The 17,877-nt window shown below is 59.5% G+C and carries 19 protein-coding genes; 12 read left to right on the top strand and 7 right to left on the bottom strand.

All coding sequences use genetic code 11. The features are described 5' to 3' along the window. Positions 1–36 precede the first annotated feature (36 nt). Entirely contained in the window at positions 37–1,050 is a 1,014-nt protein-coding gene (locus AACY44_RS06965; protein WP_339436891.1) for a DNA-binding protein, read from the top strand. Between the two features lie 2 nt (positions 1,051–1,052). Next, the gene (locus AACY44_RS06960) at positions 1,053–1,364 is read left to right on the top strand and encodes a type II toxin-antitoxin system death-on-curing family toxin (RefSeq protein ID WP_339529973.1); all 312 of its coding nucleotides are present in this window, start codon (positions 1,053–1,055) and stop codon (positions 1,362–1,364) included. 120 nt (positions 1,365–1,484) lie between these two features. Here the strand turns inward: AACY44_RS06960 and aroE are convergent, their stop codons facing one another. Both aroE and hemF read right to left on the bottom strand, forming a co-directional pair. Then, on the bottom strand, positions 1,485–2,309 hold the full coding sequence (gene aroE, locus AACY44_RS06955) for a shikimate dehydrogenase (RefSeq protein ID WP_339436893.1): 825 nt from the start codon (positions 2,307–2,309) through the stop codon (positions 1,485–1,487). Beyond that, the gene (gene hemF, locus AACY44_RS06950; protein WP_339427740.1) at positions 2,309–3,241 is read right to left on the bottom strand and encodes an oxygen-dependent coproporphyrinogen oxidase; all 933 of its coding nucleotides are present in this window, start codon (positions 3,239–3,241) and stop codon (positions 2,309–2,311) included. The genes aroE and hemF overlap by 1 nt, the downstream gene beginning before the upstream one ends. 159 nt (positions 3,242–3,400) lie before the next feature. On the opposite strand from hemF, the gene AACY44_RS06945 reads away from it, so the two are divergent. Further along, positions 3,401–4,378, top strand: a complete 978-nt coding sequence (locus AACY44_RS06945) for a quinone oxidoreductase family protein (RefSeq protein ID WP_339419269.1) — start codon at positions 3,401–3,403, stop codon at positions 4,376–4,378. 67 nt (positions 4,379–4,445) lie between these two features. On the opposite strand, the gene AACY44_RS06940 is transcribed toward AACY44_RS06945, so the two are convergent. The 3 genes from AACY44_RS06940 to AACY44_RS06930 all read right to left on the bottom strand — a co-directional run bounded on the left by AACY44_RS06940 (position 4,446) and on the right by AACY44_RS06930 (position 6,992). After that, a complete protein-coding gene (locus tag AACY44_RS06940) occupies positions 4,446–5,003 on the bottom strand; it encodes an L-threonylcarbamoyladenylate synthase (RefSeq protein WP_012721468.1) in 558 nt (185 codons plus the stop codon). Between the two features lie 54 nt (positions 5,004–5,057). Then, the gene (gene dprA, locus AACY44_RS06935) at positions 5,058–6,152 is read right to left on the bottom strand and encodes a DNA-processing protein DprA (RefSeq protein WP_339427738.1); all 1,095 of its coding nucleotides are present in this window, start codon (positions 6,150–6,152) and stop codon (positions 5,058–5,060) included. Between the two features lie 63 nt (positions 6,153–6,215). After that, positions 6,216–6,992 (bottom strand): peptidoglycan-binding protein, encoded by a 777-nt coding sequence (locus AACY44_RS06930; protein WP_339419271.1) that lies wholly within the window; start codon positions 6,990–6,992, stop codon positions 6,216–6,218. A 135-nt stretch (positions 6,993–7,127) separates the two neighbouring features. On the opposite strand from AACY44_RS06930, the gene def reads away from it, so the two are divergent. The 5 genes from def to AACY44_RS06905 all read left to right on the top strand — a co-directional run bounded on the left by def (position 7,128) and on the right by AACY44_RS06905 (position 11,689). Then, complete coding sequence (gene def / locus AACY44_RS06925) at positions 7,128–7,634, top strand: peptide deformylase (protein ID WP_339427736.1); 507 nt, start codon at positions 7,128–7,130, stop codon at positions 7,632–7,634. 69 nt (positions 7,635–7,703) lie between these two features. Further along, the gene (gene fmt, locus AACY44_RS06920) at positions 7,704–8,657 is read left to right on the top strand and encodes a methionyl-tRNA formyltransferase (protein WP_339427735.1); all 954 of its coding nucleotides are present in this window, start codon (positions 7,704–7,706) and stop codon (positions 8,655–8,657) included. After that, positions 8,654–9,964, top strand: coding sequence for a 16S rRNA (cytosine(967)-C(5))-methyltransferase RsmB (gene rsmB / locus AACY44_RS06915; RefSeq protein WP_339529969.1), 1,311 nt, complete (start codon positions 8,654–8,656; stop codon positions 9,962–9,964). The genes fmt and rsmB overlap by 4 nt, the downstream gene beginning before the upstream one ends. A 21-nt stretch (positions 9,965–9,985) precedes the next feature. Further along, positions 9,986–11,359, top strand: coding sequence for a Trk system potassium transporter TrkA (trkA, locus tag AACY44_RS06910; protein WP_339419278.1), 1,374 nt, complete (start codon positions 9,986–9,988; stop codon positions 11,357–11,359). 18 nt (positions 11,360–11,377) lie between these two features. Further along, entirely contained in the window at positions 11,378–11,689 is a 312-nt protein-coding gene (locus AACY44_RS06905; protein WP_339419279.1) for a hypothetical protein, read from the top strand. A 71-nt stretch (positions 11,690–11,760) separates the two neighbouring features. Here AACY44_RS06905 and AACY44_RS06900 read toward each other — a convergent pair whose 3' ends face one another. Next, the gene (locus AACY44_RS06900; RefSeq protein ID WP_339419280.1) at positions 11,761–12,648 is read right to left on the bottom strand and encodes a lysophospholipid acyltransferase; all 888 of its coding nucleotides are present in this window, start codon (positions 12,646–12,648) and stop codon (positions 11,761–11,763) included. A gap of 40 nt (positions 12,649–12,688) precedes the next feature. Continuing rightward, entirely contained in the window at positions 12,689–13,246 is a 558-nt protein-coding gene (locus tag AACY44_RS06895) for a DNA-3-methyladenine glycosylase I (protein WP_339436894.1), read from the bottom strand. A gap of 81 nt (positions 13,247–13,327) precedes the next feature. On the opposite strand from AACY44_RS06895, the gene glyQ reads away from it, so the two are divergent. The 4 genes from glyQ to AACY44_RS06875 all read left to right on the top strand — a co-directional run bounded on the left by glyQ (position 13,328) and on the right by AACY44_RS06875 (position 17,723). Beyond that, positions 13,328–14,281, top strand: coding sequence for a glycine--tRNA ligase subunit alpha (gene glyQ, locus AACY44_RS06890; RefSeq protein WP_003187265.1), 954 nt, complete (start codon positions 13,328–13,330; stop codon positions 14,279–14,281). Continuing rightward, positions 14,278–16,332: a glycine--tRNA ligase subunit beta gene (gene glyS, locus AACY44_RS06885; protein WP_339427734.1), complete on the top strand. Its 2,055-nt coding sequence runs from the start codon at positions 14,278–14,280 to the stop codon at positions 16,330–16,332. The genes glyQ and glyS overlap by 4 nt, the downstream gene beginning before the upstream one ends. A 5-nt stretch (positions 16,333–16,337) precedes the next feature. Continuing rightward, positions 16,338–16,871, top strand: a complete 534-nt coding sequence (gmhB, locus tag AACY44_RS06880; protein ID WP_339419284.1) for a D-glycero-beta-D-manno-heptose 1,7-bisphosphate 7-phosphatase — start codon at positions 16,338–16,340, stop codon at positions 16,869–16,871. Positions 16,872–16,952: 81 nt separating this feature from the next. Further along, positions 16,953–17,723 (top strand): lysophospholipid acyltransferase family protein, encoded by a 771-nt coding sequence (locus tag AACY44_RS06875; RefSeq protein WP_339436895.1) that lies wholly within the window; start codon positions 16,953–16,955, stop codon positions 17,721–17,723. Positions 17,724–17,877 lie beyond the last annotated feature (154 nt).

Below are 17,877 nucleotides of genomic sequence, written 5' to 3'. Positions count from 1 at the left end.
ATCAGTTCTTAAATTATTTAGTCTATGCGAATAAAAATGAGCAAAGATTTAACCAATTCTGCTATAGATCGCCAAAATGTTCTGAACAATCAATATGCGCTTGTGAAGGCAGAGGAATATCTCGCGCTGGGTGGGACGGCCTTCGCTGGCGAAACCGTCTTTACGAAGGCTCAGATTGTCGCGCTTTTCAATATCAGCGATGCCACCGTTGAGCGATACCTTGCTACTCACGATGATGAGCTCCGCCTCAACGGATACACCGTCCTAAAAGGGACAAAACTCAAGAATTTCAAGGGGTTGGTGGATGTCTCCCTCATTGGTGAGGGCAACAAAGCACCAGCGCTGGGCATCTTTAGCTTCCGAGCAGTCCTGAACCTAGCAATGCTATTGACTGAAAGCGATCGAGCCCAAGCCATTCGAACCAGAATGCTTGATATTGTCATGGATGTATTAGCTGAACGAGCTGGAGGTCACACCCGCTTCATTAATCAAAGAGATGAAGCGTATTTACCAGCAGCATACCAAGAATTTAGCTACCGAAAAATTTTCACCAACGCGCTACGCGACTGCCTTGAAATGGGAAATATAAAGTACGGAATTTACACCGACCGAATATACCAAGTTGTGTTTAAGGAGAGATCCAAAGAATATAAAAAGATTCTTAATCTTGCAGAAAAGGACAACCCAAGAGAAACAATGTATGCAGAAGTGTTGCAGGCGATAGCGAGCATTGAAAACGGCTTAGCCAATCAAATGGTCGAAAAGTCTAGCACATTGAAACGAAAGCTAGTTCCAAAAGAACTAGATGAAATGATAGCTGGCGTCGAACGAAATCCTTACTTAGCACCTCAACTTGATGCCGCACGAACGCGCATGGCCAGTCGGGATTTGCATTTCCGTGACGCCTTGCACCAAAAACTAGAATCCTACGTTCAATGCGTTCCTATCGCTGATTTTGAAAGATTTTTAGGGGAGACCAGTCAATCCTTGGAAAGTCGGTTGTCTGATCCGAAAACATTGGAAGTTTTTAAGCGCCTAAAAGATAGATAATAATGAGCAGCTATTTTCTATACTTCGACTTGGAGCATGCTGTAGGCGTCCATGATTGGATAATTGAAAATACTGGGGGTAGAGCGGGTGCTAACGACTTGGGTCTATTAGATAGTCTTTTGAACCACATTCAGAACGATGACTATTATCCAAGCTTTGAAGAGAAGCTCCTGCACCTAGTTTTTGCAGTAAATAAATCACATGCATTTGCTGATGGCAACAAGCGTAGTAGCATCGCATTAGGAGCGTATTTCCTTGAGTTAAATGGTTACGCGTATTGCGTACATCATTTTGTACGCAGTATGGGTTGCTGAAGGAAAAATCAACAAAGTTCTTTTGGGAAAAGTTCTTGAATCGTTGCTATATGAAGAAGATTACAGCGATGAACTGAAAATCCTCCTCATTGAAGCTATATCGAGAGAAGTATAAATTGCTTACTGACTGACTAACTGTCTGCGCAATTCAGCCAACACCGCCGCCGACGCCGGGCGCACACCGCGCCACAGGTAGAACGCTTCCGCCGCTTGCTCCACCAACATGCCCAACCCATCCATTGCCAAGGCTGCGCCTTGTTCAGTCGCCCAGCGGCAGAACGGGGTAGGTTCCTTGGCATACATCATGTCGTAGCAAAAGGTCTTACCCGGCTCGATCAGGCTGCCAGCAATCGGCGGTACATCGCCTGACAGGCTGGCCGACGTAGCGTTGATGATCACGTCTACCGGCTCACGCAGCCAGTCGAACCCACTGGCAGATACGGGGCCCAGATCGTCAAACAACTCGGCGAGCAACTCAGCCTTTTCCACCGTGCGGTTGGCGATGATCAGCGAAGCCGGCTGTTCGGCCAGTAACGGTTCCAGCGCACCGCGCACCGCCCCACCGGCGCCCAGCAGCAGGATGCGTTTGCCTTGCAGCGTCAACCCGGCGTTTACCTTGAGGTCGCGCACCAGGCCGGCGCCGTCGGTGTTGTCGCCGAGCAAGGTGCCGTCGGCGAGTTTACTCAAGGTGTTCACCGCGCCTGCGCGTTGGGCGCGCTCGGTGAGGGTGTTGGCCAGGCGGTAGGCGTCTTCCTTGAACGGCACAGTCACATTGGCGCCACGGCCTTGTAGGAAAAACTCACGGGCGCAGCCGGCGAAATCCTCCAGCGGCGCAAGCAAGGTGCTGTAGTCCAAGTGCTCGCCCGTCTGCTCTGCGAACATGCGGTGGATCAGCGGCGACTTGCTGTGGCCGATGGGGTTGCCGAACACCACATAACGGTCCATCAGACCGCCGCCTTGGGCGCAGCAAGGCCCAGCCAGTCGCGGTCTTGCAGGAAATAATCGGTAAGGCGCGCTTCTTCGCTGCCAGCCTCGGCCTTCCAGTCATAGCTCCAGCGCACTTGCGGTGGCAGCGACATCAGGATCGACTCAGTGCGCCCGCCCGATTGCAGGCCAAACAGGGTGCCACGGTCGTAGACCAGGTTGAATTCAACATAGCGGCCGCGACGGAATTCCTGGAATTCGCGCTGTTGCTCGGTGTAGGCGATGGCCTTTCGGCGCTGCACGATCGGCAGGTAGGCGTCGATATAAGCGTCGCCGATGGCGCGGATAAAGGCGAAGCAGGTGTCGAAGTCCCACTCGTTCACGTCATCGAAGAACAGGCCGCCAATGCCACGCGGTTCATTGCGGTGCTTGATATGGAAATAACTGTCGCACCAAGCCTTGTAGCGCGAATACACGTCCGGGCCGAACGGCGCGCAGGCCTGCTCGGCCACGCGGTGCCAGTGGATGCAGTCTTCTTCGTTGCCGTAGTAGGGCGTGAGGTCGAAACCGCCGCCAAACCACCACACCGGCTCTTCGCCTTCTTTTTCGGCGATGAAAAAGCGCACGTTGGCGTGGGAAGTCGGTACGTGGGGATTATGCGGGTGGATCACCAGCGATACGCCCAAGGCCTCAAAGCCGCGACCGGCCAACTCTGGGCGATGCGCACTGGCGGACGGTGGGAGACCGCTGCCAAATACGTGGGAGAAGTTAACGCCGCCTTTTTCGATCACCGAACCGTTTGCAATCACACGGGTGCGACCGCCGCCGCCGGCAGGCCGGGTCCAGGCGTCTTCGATAAAGCGAGTGTCCGTCTCGAAGGTTTCCAGGGCGCTGCAAATGCGGTCTTGCAGATCAAGCAGGTAGGCCTTTACGGCCTCGGTGCGGGTAGTCATGGCATCACCTTGAATCGGGCAAAGCTACGCGAAGCCATTGGGCGTCGGCGGCAAATGGGCGCACAGGATAACACCCCACCCCATTGCGCCGCAGTTGACGAAGATCAAGCTTAGGAGTTCGATAGGCGGCTACGCGAGTTCGAACCAAGGAGAAGGCAGATGGCAAAACGTATCCAGTTCAGCGCCCATGGCGGTCCCGAAGTGCTTGAGTATGTCGACTACACGCCTGCGGAGCCTGGCCCGCAGCAGGTTCGCGTGCGTAACGAGGCGATCGGCCTGAACTTCATCGACACCTATTTTCGCAGTGGTCTGTACGCGCCGCCAGCATTGCCTTCAGGGTTGGGCGCAGAGGGCGCCGGCGTGGTCGACGCGATCGGCAGCGAAGTCACCCAATTCAAGGTCGGCGACCGTGTGGCCTACGGCAGTGGTCCGTTGGGTGCCTACAGCCATCTGCACGTGCTGCCCGCCGCCAACCTGGTGCACCTGCCGGACGAGATCAGCTTCGAACAAGCGGCCGGCGCCATGCTCAAGGGCCTGACCGTGCAGTACCTGCTGCGCCAGACCTATGAAGTGAAAGCCGGTGAAACCATCCTGTTCCACGCCGCTGCCGGTGGCGTGGGTTCGCTGGCCTGCCAATGGGCCAAGGCCCTGGGCGTGAAGTTGATCGGTACCGTGAGCTCGCCGGAAAAGGCCGCACTGGCCAAATCCCTCGGCGCCTGGGAAACCATCGACTACAGCAAGGAAAACGTCGCAGAGCGCGTGTTGGAATTGACCGACGGCAAAAAAGTCCCGGTGGTGTACGACGGCGTCGGCAAGGACACCTGGCTGACGTCGCTGGACAGCGTGGCGCCGCGTGGGCTGGTGGTGAGCTTCGGCAATGCGTCAGGCGCGGTGGATGGGGTGAACCTGGGGATTCTGTCGGCCAAGGGCTCGCTGTACGTCACCCGGCCAACCTTGGCGACCTATGCCAACAACCCGCAGAACTTGCAGGCGATGGCTGATGACCTGTTCTCGATGATCAACAGTGGCAAGGTGCGTATTGATATCAACCAGCGGTATTCGCTGGCGGATGCGGCAAAGGCGCAGACCGAGTTGTCGGGGCGACGGACGACTGGGTCGACCATTCTCCTGCCGTAAAGCAATGGATATCTGGAGTCTGTAAGGGCCTCATCGCGGGCAAGCCCGCGATGGCCATGAGGCGGTCTCAGGAAGGCCGCACCACCTCACCCGTCACCAAATCCCGAATCAAGCTTGGGTTCTTGCGCCCACCCAGCGCACCACCCAACACCAGATCCACCTGCCCACGGAAGTATTGCTCAACGCGGATCCGCGTGCGCGCAGCCGGGCGCCCCTGGGGGTTGGCCGAGGTGGAAATCAAAGGCCCTACCAACGAGCACAAATCCCGCACCAGCGGATGGTCAGTGACCCGCACCGCGACGGTGTCGTGCACACCTGTCACCCATTCCGGCAGCAACCCCTGATGAGGCACCAGCCAGGTGTTCGGGCCAGGCCAGGTGCTGGCCATGCGATCGATCCAATCCTGCGGGAAGTCTTCGAACAGAAAGTCGAACTGGCGGATATTGTCCGCCACCAGGATCAGGCCCTTGTCCACCGAGCGGTTCTTGATGGCGAGCAAACGGTCCACTGCTTCTTCATTCCACGGGTCGCAGCCAAGGCCCCAAACCGCTTCTGTTGGATAGGCAATCACCGCGCCTGCGCGAATTTCTCGTGCGGTTTCCAGCACACGCCACCGGTTGACCATTGTTTACTCTCCAGACTAAAGCTCTGCGCAGTTTACCGATCTTCTTTACAAAACCTAGCAGCGCGCAAGCCAGCGCCCATTTTCACAGATAACCTGGCCTTCCAGCTCCAACTCGGTCAGCGTCGCCAGCACCTGGGACAAAGGGCGCCCGCTGGCAATCACCAGGGCCTCACTGGTCTGGGGTGCTGCGTGCAACAGCGCCACCAGCGGATGGACGACAGGCATCGGCGCCGGGCGCGACAGCGCTTGCCAGCCACGCAAACCTTCAAGGATGTGCTCGATGGTCTCCACCAGCACCGCGCCGTCGCGGATCAACTGATGACAGCCCTTCGCGCCGGGATGATGGATGGAGCCCGGGATCGCATACACCTCACGCCCCTGCTCGGCCGCCAACTTCGCGGTGATCAGCGAACCACTGGCCATGCCGGCTTCCACCACCAGTACGCCCAGGGACAAACCACTGATGATCCGGTTACGCCTGGGGAAGTTGCTGGCCTGGGGCGGGGCGTCCAGTGGAAACTCGGAAACTACGGCGCTGCCCTGGTCAATCATCGCCTCCGCGAGCCGTCTGTGACGTTGTGGATAAAAATTTTCGAGCCCGGTGCCGAGGACGCCGATTGTCTGACCGCCCACCTCCAATGCCGCTTGATGGGCTGCGCCGTCGATGCCTAATGCAAGGCCACTGGTGATGACAAAACCAGCGCTCGCCAGACTGCGCGAAAACGCAGCGGCGGTGTCCATGCCAGGACGAGACGCGCGACGACTTCCGACCATCGCCAGTTGCGGTCTTTCCAGGATTGCAGGGTCACCGGCGACGAATAAAAGCGGCGGCGCATCATCAATCTCGGCGAGCAGAGCGGGGTACTCCGGTTGGTCCCACATCAGCAAATGCTGGGCCGGGCACGCCAGCCAGGCCAATGCCGCACTGGCGCCGTCGCGGATTTCATGACTGCGCCGGGCATCGGCGCTAATGGCTGGCAACCCCAGCGAACGCCAGGCACTGGCAGGCGCGCTGATGGCCTTTGACGCAGAGCCGAACGCTTCGATCAGTAAGCGAAAACGCTTCGGACCCAGTTCCGGCAGCCTGTGCAAGCGTAGTCGGGCTTCCAGTTCTGACGGGGAGATTTCTTGGTTGTGTATCGGGTGCATTTGATCGTCCTTGACCGGAACAAGCTGTGGATAACTCTGTTGGTAACTTATTTAGCAGGCTATTTATTGTGTTTGATGGGCAGTCTCGAAACGGTCCATGACCGCCAGCGGCCGTGAGGCACTGAGCACCAGGGCGTAACTGAGCTTTTCGTAGGTGCGAAACACCAGCAGGGTGCCGGCGCGTTCATCAGGAAGTTGCGTCGACGCGCCACTAAGGCCATCGCGGACGGTGGCGCCGGTCTTGATCACGCTGAGCAGTTGGCCTTCGACCAGACCATCGCGACGCCCTTTGTTGAGGGTTACGGCGTCGAGCACGCCGATGTGCGTAACACCCTTGGGGATATCGATGATGTGCCCTTCGACAAAGGGCGCGGTGGGCGCGGTCGCAAGGGTTGTCGGGACGATAGGAGGTTGTGCACGCAGCAAGCGGTCTCCGGGGCGCACCTCCTGCGTGACTCGCTGTACGGCCAGGGTAGTAAGGTCGCCCGCCACGACAAATCGCGCAGTGCCAATATCATTGGCGTTGACGCCCAACAGCTCTTTAGTCACCGGGTCGGTGTAAACCTTGCCTCGTCGGAATATTCCGTAATTCGGCTGGGAAGGCTCCAAGTCGCCCCTGGCATATACCCGCTCGCCATTGGCACCCAGCACTCGGCCAGCATCGGCGGCAACGATGTACGGCGCGTTGTCCAGGTCTCGAGGCGAATCAAGAAGGCGGTTATGCAGTAAAAAGCGCTGGATAGCCTGTTGCGTCGGCTGATCCAGCCGCTGCACGGGCGGCGGCAGCAGGGCCATGGCGAACGGGGCCCACAATAGCAAGACGAGTAGCGATTTCCTCATGGGGTGAATCTCCTTTATTATGTGCGTTCGCGTGAAATGCCAGAGCCTTCGTGGCTTTTGGGTGTTTCACACCGGCGGTCTGGGTCCATCCCAACGCCGATTTGCCTCTACCTCACATGTGCAGCAATTACGCTTATGGCTATTTTGAACATCCTCGAATTCCCCGACTCGCGCCTGCGCACTGTCGCCAAGCCGGTGGCCGTAGTGGACGACAAGGTTCGTCAGTTGGTCGATGACATGTTTGAAACAATGTATGAAGCCCCGGGCATCGGCCTCGCCGCGACCCAGGTCAACGTGCATTTGCGTGTCGTGGTCATGGACCTGTCGGAAGACCGCAGCGAGCCGCGGGTGTACATCAACCCCGAGTTCGAACCGCTGACTGAAGAGATGGGCGAATACCAGGAAGGCTGCCTGTCAGTGCCGGAGTTCTATGAGAACGTCGAGCGCCCGATGCGCGTGAAGATCAAGGCCCTGGGCCGCGACGGCAAGCCGTTCGAGCTGATCGCCGAAGGCCTGCTGGCGGTGTGCATCCAGCACGAGTGCGACCACCTCAATGGCAAGCTGTTTGTCGATTACCTGTCGACGCTCAAGCGCGACCGAATCAAGAAGAAGCTGGAAAAAAAGCATCGCCAGCAAGCTTGATGCCCTCCTTCCAAAGGCTTGCTGCGGCAAGCCTTTTTCTTTTGTGACTGCTTTTAACCGAGACCACCCATGACCGAGCCACTGCGCATTGTTTTTGCCGGCACGCCTGAATTCGCGGCCGAACACCTGAAGGCACTGCTTGCCAGCCCTTATGACATCGTCGCGGTGTACACCCAGCCGGATCGCCCGGCCGGTCGTGGACAAAAACTGATGCCGAGCCCGGTCAAGCAACTGGCGCTGGAACACAACCTTCCCGTGCTGCAGCCGCCAACCCTGCGTAACGCCGAGGCTCAGGCCGAGCTGGCTGCCCTGAAGCCGGACCTGCTGGTGGTGGTGGCCTACGGCTTGATCCTGCCGCAAGTGGTGCTGGATATTCCACGCCTGGGTTGCATCAACAGCCATGCGTCGTTGTTGCCGCGCTGGCGCGGCGCGGCACCGATCCAACGCGCAGTGGAGGCGGGTGACAGCGAAAGCGGCGTGACCGTGATGCGCATGGAGGCGGGTCTGGACACCGGCCCGATGCTGCTCAAAGTCACCACCCCGATCACCGCCCAAGACACTGGCGGCAGCCTGCACGACCGCCTTGCCGAGCTGGGCCCGCCCGCCGTAATCCAGGCCATCGCCGGCCTGGCTGCCGGCATCCTGGAAGGCGACGTGCAGGATGACAGCCTGGCCACCTACGCCCACAAGCTGAACAAAGACGAAGCGCGCATCGACTGGAGCCGCCCGGCCGTGGAACTGGAACGCCTGGTACGCGCCTTCAACCCGTGGCCGATCTGTCACAGCACCCTCAACGGCGACGCCTTGAAAGTACTGGCCGCGACCCTGGCCGAGGGCACAGGCGCTCCGGGTGAAATCATCGGCGCTAGCAAGGACGGCCTATTGGTCGCTTGCGGCGAACAGGCGCTGTGCCTGACCCGTCTGCAATTGCCCGGTGGCAAGGCGCTTAATTTCAGCGATGTGTTCAACAGCCGTCGTGAGAAGTTTGCCCTGGGCACCGTTCTCGGGATGGTCGCCCAATGAACCCGCGACTGGCCGCCGCCAAGGCCCTTGCCGCCGTGCTTAATGGCAAGGCATCGCTGAACAGTTCGTTGCCCACGCAGATGGATAAGGTTGAAGACCGTGATCGCGGCTTCACCCAGGACCTGGCCTTTGGCACCGCCCGCTGGCAGCCACGCTTGTCGGCGTTGGCGGCCACGTTGTTGCAAAAGCCGTTCAAGGCTGCGGATGCTGACATCGAAGCGCTGCTGCTGGTAGGCCTCTATCAGCTGCTCTACACCCGCGTGCCCGCTCACGCCGCCATCGGTGAAACGGTCGGTTGCGCCGACAAGCTGAAAAAACCTTGGGCCAAGGCCTTGCTCAATGCCGTGCTGCGCCGCGCCCAGCGCGAGAGTGAAGCGCTGCTGGCCGAACTGGAACATGATCCGGTAGTGCGCACCGCTCACCCACGCTGGCTGCAAAAATCGTTGAAGGCGTGCTGGCCTGAGCAATGGGAAGCCATTTGCGCAGCCAACAATGCGCACCCGCCGATGATCCTGCGGGTCAATCGCCGTCATCACAGCCGTGACGCCTACCTGCAATTGCTCATCGACGCCAGCATCAATGCCACGCCGTGCGTGTACAGCATCGACGGTATCGTGCTCGAAGCGGCCGCTGATGTGCGCAGCCTGCCGGGCTTTGCCGAAGGCTGGATCAGCGTGCAGGATGAAGCCGCGCAACTGGCTGGCGACCTGCTCGACCTGGCGCCCGGCCAACGCGTGCTAGACGCCTGCTGCGCACCTGGCGGTAAGACCTGTCACATTCTGGAAGTCGAAAACGACCTCGCCGGTGTCGTCGCTGTCGACCTCGAAGCCAAGCGCCTGGTGCGCGTGCGGGAAAACCTTGCACGCCTGGGCCTCAGCGCCGAGCTGATCGCCGCCGACGGCCGTGACACTGCCACCTGGTGGGACGGCAAACCGTTCCAGCGCATCCTGCTTGATGCGCCGTGCTCCGCCACCGGTGTGATCCGCCGCCACCCAGACATCAAGCTCACCCGCCAACCCGACGACATTGCCGCCCTGGCCGTGCTACAAGGCGAGCTGCTCGACGCGCTGTGGCCGACCCTGGAAGTCGGCGGCATCCTGCTCTACGCCACGTGTTCCACCTTGCCGACTGAAAACACCGAGGTGATCGAAGCCTTCCTTGCCCGCACCAGCGGCGCCCGGGAGCTGGACCTCGCCACAACCGCCGGCATCAAGCAGCCCCACGGTCGCCAACTGCTGGCGCAAGAAGGCGGACACGATGGCTTCTACTACGCCAAACTGATCAAGATTGCCGCCGCGCGCGGCTAAATGGTTTAAGGGAGTGACCGGATGAAAATCATCATCCTTGGAGCAGGGCAGGTCGGCGGCACGCTGGCTGAACATTTGGCCAGCGAAGCCAACGACATCACCGTGGTCGACACTGATGCAGAGCGCCTGCGCAACCTCGGCGACCGCCTCGACATCCGCACCGTACAAGGCCGCGCGTCGTTCCCGACGGTGCTGCGCCAGGCGGGTGCCGATGACGCGGATATGCTGGTGGCCGTGACCAACAGCGACGAAACCAACATGGTCGCCTGCCAGGTCGCCCACACCCTGTTCCACACCCCGACCAAAATCGCCCGTGTGCGCGAAGCGGCCTACCTGACCCGCGCCGGTTTGTTCGACAACGACGCGATTCCGGTGGACGTATTGATCAGCCCGGAACAGGTGGTCACCCACTACATCAAGCGCCTGATCGAAATTCCGGGCGCCTTGCAGGTGATCGACTTTGCCGGCGGCAAGGCGCAACTGGTCGCGGTGAAGGCCTATTACGGCGGCCCACTGGTCGGCCAGCAACTGCGCCAGTTGCGTGAGCACATGCCCAACGTGGAAACCCGCGTCGCGGCGATTTTCCGGCGTGACCGGCCAATCCTGCCCCAGGGCGATACGGTGATCGAGGCCGACGACGAAGTATTCTTCATCGCCGCCAAGGCGAATATTCGTGCCGTCATGAGCGAAATGCGCCGCCTCGACGAGACCTACAAGCGCATCGTCATCGCGGGCGGCGGGCAGATCGGCGAGCGATTGGCCGAGGCCATCGAAAGCCGCTATCAGGTGAAGATCATCGAGATGAGCCCGACACGCTGCCGGCATTTGTCCGACACCCTAGACAGCACCGTCGTACTGCAAGGCAGCGCCTCGGACCGCGACCTGCTGATGGAAGAAAACATCGCCGACGCCGATATCTTCCTGGCCCTGACCAACGATGACGAAGCCAACATCATGTCCTCCTTGCTGGCCAAACGGCTGGGCGCGAAGAAGGTGATGACCATCATCAACAACCCGGCCTATGTCGACCTGATCCAGGGCGGCGATATCGACATCGCCATCAGCCCTCAGTTGGCAACCATCGGCACCTTGCTGGCCCACGTGCGCCGGGGCGACATCGTCAGCGTGCACTCCCTGCGCCGTGGCGCGGCCGAAGCCATCGAGGCAATTGCCCACGGTGACTCGAAGTCGAGCAAGGTGATCGGCAAGGCCATTCGCGATATCGGCTTGCCGCCGGGAACGACCATCGGCGCGATTATTCGTGACGAAGAGGTGATCATTGCCCACGACGACACGGTGATCGAAACCGGGGACCATGTGATCCTGTTCCTGGTGGACAAGAAACATATCCGCGATGTGGAGAAACTGTTCCACGTGGGGTTGAGCTTCTTCTGATCAAGCGGAGTGACCGACATGCTCGAATCCCTGGAAAAAATGCTCGCCAAAGGTGTGGATAACTCGCTGCTTCGGTTTGGTTTGGGCAAGGGTTATCTGGACGTGAAGGAAAACGCCAAGGCGGCGGAGCATCTGCAGAAGTGCGTCGAGTTTGATCCGAAGTATTCAGCGGCGTGGAAGCTTCTGGGCAAGGCGCAGTTGGGGTTGGAAGATCGTTCGGCGGCGCGGCTGGCATGGGAGAGGGGCATTGAAGCGGCACAGGCCCATGGTGATAAACAGGCCGAAAAAGAGATGACGGTGTTCCTGAAGAAACTCGACCGCCAACCTTGAGCCGATCTTCTGTGGGAGCTGGCTTGCCTGCTCCCACAGAAGATCTTCATGGGTCTTGAGTCAGGGGTGGCTCAGTACCACCGCGCCTCACCCGGCGGGCGTTTCTTGAAGCGCTTCATGCTCCACATGTATTGGCTCGGGTAAGCACCGACATACCGCTCCACCACCTTGCTCATCGCCGCGCAGGACGTGGCGGTGTCGGTGCTGTACATATCTTCCGGCGCCGCTTCCAGGATCACTTTGTAACCCGAACCGTCGGGCAGCCGCAGCGCATGCAGGAACACGCCGACCGCTTTGTGGCCCGCCAACATATTTGGCACAAACTTGCTGGTCAGCGCCTGGGTGGCGAAGAACGGTACGAAGATCCCCGCAGATTCCGCCGGCTCCGGGTCGGCGGGGATACCCACCTGGCCGCCCTTACGCACTTCCTTGATCACACTGAGGATGCCTTCCTTGGTCGACGCCGCCACTCGATTACCCAGTTGCACCCGCTGCTTGCGCAGCAACTCATCCACTGCCTTGAGCTTGGGCGGACGGTAAAAAATGATGGGTTTGCACTGGTTGCAATAGAAATGGTTCAGCACTTCCCAGTTGCCCAAGTGGCTGGTGATGCCGACCACGCCTTTGCCCGAAGCCAGGGCTTCGTGCAGCACGTCCAAGCCTTCGACTTCGCGCACCAGGTCGATTGAGCGTTGGGCTGGCCAGATCCAGGCGCAGGCGCTTTCGGTCAGGGACTTGCCGATGTCCATCAGGCTGCGGCCGACTAACGCTTCGCGCTCGGCGGGGTCCATGTCGGGGAAGCACTTGGAGAGGTTGATCCGCACCGTCTCGCGGGAACGGTTGGGGGTTTTCCACATGACCCAGCCAATGGCCGTGCCGACGGCCTGCACAGCGCGCCAAGGCAGCAGGGCAAACAACCGGAGAGCGCCTACCAGCAAGGCGCCTTTAAACTTTTCCACAGGTCACTCCTGTTCGTGTGTGGTGCGCAAAGCCGGCATTCTAACCGGCGTTGGCCAAGTCCGCGTAACGGTCGCAGTCTTGGGTGTGGTCCATGACCATGCCGCAGGCCTGCATGAACGCGTAGCAAATGGTCGGGCCGACAAAGGTGAAGCCGGCTTTTTTCAGGGCTTTGCTCATGGCTTCGGCCTCGGGCGTGATCGCCGGGACTTCGCTGCGGTCCTTGAAATGATTGACCTTGGGTTTGCCACCGACGAAGGACCAGAGCAAGACGACCGGATCTTCCAGCGCCAGCCAGGCGGCGGCATTGCGGCGGGTGGCATTGAGTTTCAGGCGATTGCGCACGATGCCAGGATCCTGCATCAGTACTTCGATCTCGCCATCGCTCAACTGCGCCAACCGTTGCGCATCAAACCCGAACAAGACCTTTCGATAATGCTCGCGTTTGCGTAAAACGGTGATCCAGGACAGGCCCGCCTGGAACCCTTCGAGCAAAAGCAACTCGAACAAACCCTGCGCATCGCGCAGCGGCGTTCCCCACTCCTGATCGTGATAAGCCATGTACAGCGGATCTTCAGAACACCAAAAGCAGCGTGGCATAAGGCTCCAGGGGATGGTGGCGCGGCCGAATCGGGTATACTCCCGCTCTTTAAATCGCAGCCCAAGTAACAGGTGAATTTCGTGAGCCAGCCTACGCCAGCCGTGCGTACCTTCCAAGACTTGATCCTCGCCCTCCAGCAATACTGGGCCGAGCAAGGTTGTGTGGTACTTCAGCCCTACGATATGGAAGTAGGCGCCGGCACTTTCCACACCGCTACATTCCTGCGGGCCATCGGCCCGGAAACCTGGAACGCCGCTTATGTGCAGCCCAGTCGTCGCCCGACTGACGGCCGCTACGGCGAAAACCCGAACCGTCTGCAGCACTACTACCAGTTCCAGGTGGTATTGAAGCCGAACCCGGACAACTTCCAGGAACTGTACCTGGGCTCGCTCAAACACGTCGGCCTGGACCCACTGGTGCACGACATCCGTTTCGTCGAAGACAACTGGGAGTCGCCAACCCTGGGCGCCTGGGGCCTGGGTTGGGAAGTCTGGCTCAATGGCATGGAAGTGACGCAGTTCACTTACTTCCAGCAAGCGGGTGGCATCGAGTGCTACCCGGTGACCGGCGAGATCACCTACGGCCTCGAGCGCCTGGCCATGTACCTGCAGGGCGTGGACTCGGTCTACGACCTGGTGTGGGCTGACGGTCCGTTCGGCAAGGTCACCTACGGCGATGTGTTCCACCAGAACGAAGTGGAGCAGTCCACCTACAACTTCGAACACGCCAACGTCGACAAGCTGTTCGAACTGTTCGACTTCTATGAAAGCGAAGCCAAGCGCCTGATCGAGCTCGACCAGCCGCTGCCGTTGCCAAGCTATGAAATGGTGTTGAAGGCGTCCCATACCTTCAACCTGCTGGATGCGCGCCGTGCTATCTCGGTGACCGCACGTCAGCAATACATCCTGCGTGTGCGCACGCTGGCGCGTTCCGTCGCCCAAGCCTACCTGCTGGCTCGCGCCAAGCTGGGCTTCCCGATGGCAACCCCGGACCTGCGTGATGAAGTGTTGGCTAAGCTGGAGGCTGCACAATGAGTGCTCAAGATTTCCTGGTTGAACTGGGCACCGAAGAGCTGCCACCCAAGGCCCTCAACACACTGGCCGACGCGTTCCTGGCCGGTATCGAAAAAGGCCTGCAAAGCGCTGGCTTGAAGTTCGAAGCGAAGAAGGTCTACGCCGCGCCACGTCGCCTGGCGGTACTGCTGACCGCACTGGAAACCCAGCAGCCGGACCGCAGCATCAACATTGACGGCCCGCCACGCCAGGCTGCGTTCGACGCCGAAGGCAACCCGACTCAAGCCGCCCTTGGCTTCGCCAAGAAGTGTGGCGTCGAGCTGAGCGAGATCGACCAGAGCGGCCCGAAACTGCGGTTCAGCCAGGTCATCACTGGCAAACCGACCGCCAGCTTGTTGCCGACCATCGTTGAGGACTCGCTGAACGATTTGCCGATCCCGAAGCGCATGCGCTGGGGTGCGCGCAAAGAAGAGTTCGTACGTCCGACCCAGTGGCTGGTAATGCTGCTCGGTGACCAGGTCATCGACTGCACGATCCTCGCCCAAAAAGCAGGCCGTGATTCGCGTGGTCATCGCTTCCACCACCCGCAAGCCGTGCGCATCACTTCGCCGGCCAACTACGTGACAGACCTGCGTGCTGCCTACGTGCTGGCCGACGCCAATGAGCGTCGCGAATTGATCAGCAAGCGCACCGAGGAGCTGGCACGCCTGCAGGAAGGTACCGCCATCGTGCCGCCAAGCCTGCTCGACGAAGTGACCGCGTTGGTCGAATGGCCGGTGCCGCTGGTGTGCTCGTTCGAAGAACGTTTCCTCGATGTGCCGCAAGAAGCGCTGATCACTACCATGCAGGACAACCAGAAGTATTTCTGCCTGCTGGACGTGGAGGGTAAGTTGCTGCCGCGCTTTATTACCGTGGCCAACATCGAGAGCAAAGACCCGCAGCAGATCATCGCCGGTAACGAGAAAGTCGTTCGCCCGCGCCTGACCGACGCCGAGTTCTTCTTCAAGCAAGACAAAAAGCAGAAGCTCGAAGACTTCAACCTGCGCCTGCAAAACGTGGTGTTCCAGGAAAAACTCGGCAGTGTCTACGATAAGGCCGTGCGGGTTTCCAAGCTTGCCGCTTATATTGCGCCACGCATTGGCGGCGATGCTACCTGGGCTGCGCGTGCGGGCATGCTGTCCAAGTGCGACCTGGCCACCGAGATGGTCGGCGAGTTCCCGGAGATGCAAGGTGTTGCCGGCTACTACTACGCTCTCAACGACGGCGAGCCGGATGACGTTGCCTTGGCGCTGAACGAGCAGTACATGCCGCGCGGTGCTGGCGCTGAATTGCCAAGCACCCTGACCGGTGCAGCCGTGGCCATCGCGGATAAGCTCGACACGCTCGTTGGCATCTTCGGTATCGGCATGCTGCCCACCGGCAGCAAAGACCCGTATGCCTTGCGCCGTGCGGCCCTGGGCGTGTTGCGCATCCTGATCGACAAGAAGCTGGACCTCGACCTGACCCAGGCCGTGTCGTTTGCGGTCGGCCAGTTCGGTGCCAAGGTCAAGCAAGCGGGCCTCGCCGAGCAAGTGCTGGAATTCGTGTTCGACCGCCTGCGCGCGCGCTATGAAGATGAAGGCGTGGACGTGTCCGTGTACCTGTCGGTGCGTGCCCTGCAACCAGGGTCGGCGTTGGACTTTGACCAGCGCGTACAAGCCGTGCAGGCCTTCCGCAAACTGCCGGAAGCCGACGCATTGGCCGCCGTGAACAAGCGTGTCTCGAACCTGCTGAGCAAGGCCGAAGGCCTGGGCAACGCTGACGTCGACCCTGGCCTGTTCGCCGATGCCAAGGAGTTCTCGCTGAACTCGGCCATCGCCAAGGCTGAAAACGCAGTGAAACCGCTGATCGCTGAGCGTAACTATGCCGAAGCACTGGCGCGCCTGGCGACCTTGCGCGAGCCGGTGGATGCGTTCTTTGAAGCGGTGATGATCAATGCCGAAGATGCAGGCGTGCGGAAAAACCGCTACGCCATGCTCGCGCGTCTGCGTGGATTGTTCGTCAACATCGCTGACATTTCGACGCTGAGTTGACCCTGTTGAAACTTCTGATTCTCGATCGGGACGGGGTGATCAATTACGACTCCGACGCTTACATCAAGTCGGTGGAGGAATGGGTTCCACTGCCCGGCTCGATCGAGGCCATCGCGCAGTTGAGCAAAGCCGGCTGGACGGTGGCCATCGCCACCAACCAGTCCGGCATCGCCCGTGGCTACTACGACATCGCAACCCTGGACGCCATGCACGCGCGCCTGCGCACCATGGTGGCCGAGCAGGGTGGCGAGGTGGGGTTGGTGGTGTATTGCCCCCACGGGCCGGATGAGGGCTGCGATTGCCGCAAACCCAAGCCCGGCATGTTGAAAATCATTGCAGAACATTACAAGGTGCCCTTGGCTGGGATATGGTTCGTCGGGGACAGCCTCGGTGACCTGGAGGCGGCCAAAGCCGTCGACTCTCAGCCAGTTTTGGTTAAGACCGGAAAAGGCGAAAAGACCCAGGCGAAAAACCTGCCGGTAGGCACTTTGATTTTTGACGATCTGGCGGCCGTGGCCGCAGAACTTATCAACAACTAGCCGCCCTCGACTTCCTGACCAAGGATGTTCGGGAGAGCGCTTTTAACAGGCGGGCGTTGTCCCGCAACGGTAAATGCCGCCATGTCGATTTTGCAGGCCATCAGAACCTTTTTCTTTTACCTGCTGCTGGGCACCAGTTCGTTTCTCTGGTGCACCCTGAGCTTTTTTATTGCACCGTTCCTGCCATTCAAAGCGCGTTATCGCTTTATCAATGTCTATTGGTGCCGTTGCGCGTTGTGGTTGACCAAGGTGTTCCTGGGCATTCGCTTCGAGATAAAAGGCGCGGAAAATGTCCCGGATCAGCCCTGCGTGATTCTGTCGAACCACCAGAGCACCTGGGAGACGTTCTTTCTTTCGGCGTACTTCTCGCCGTTGAGCCAGGTGCTCAAGCGTGAGCTGCTGTACGTGCCGTTCTTCGGCTGGGCGATGGCCATGTTGCGTCCCATCGCTATTGACCGTGACAACCCCAAGGCAGCGCTCAAGCATGTGGCCAAGAAGGGCGACGAGCTGCTCAAGGGTGGCGTTTGGGTACTGATCTTCCCCGAAGGTACACGTGTGCCCTTCGGCACCGTAGGCAAGTTCTCACGCGGAGGTACGGCTTTGGCGGTCAACGCCAACCTGCCAGTGCTGCCGATTGCCCATAACGCTGGCAAATTTTGGCCTAAGACTGGCTGGGCCAAACGCGCGGGGACTATCACGGTGGTCATTGGCGAACCGATGTACGCCGAAGGTGAAGGACCACGTGCAATTGCCGCGTTGAATGACCGTGCCCAGGCATGGAATCAAGCGCAGCAACGGGCGATGGGTTCGCTGCCGCCGGAGCCGATTGTGGTCGAAACACCCGTGACCTGAGTATCTGTGGATAAGCTGTGCACGGATTGTTGGTGAATTGCCATTTTTGTCTTATAAGAATCTGATTTTATTAGATATTTCCAGAGCTCATAAAATCACCAAAAACGTGCATAAGTTTTTTCAGCATAAAAAAACCGGTCCTTGTGACCGGTTT

Source organism: Pseudomonas sp. RA_15y_Pfl1_P11 (assembly GCF_963970975.1).
Classification (GTDB): domain Bacteria; phylum Pseudomonadota; class Gammaproteobacteria; order Pseudomonadales; family Pseudomonadaceae; genus Aquipseudomonas; species Aquipseudomonas tritici.
This window is presented reverse-complemented; position numbering and strand designations above follow the sequence as displayed.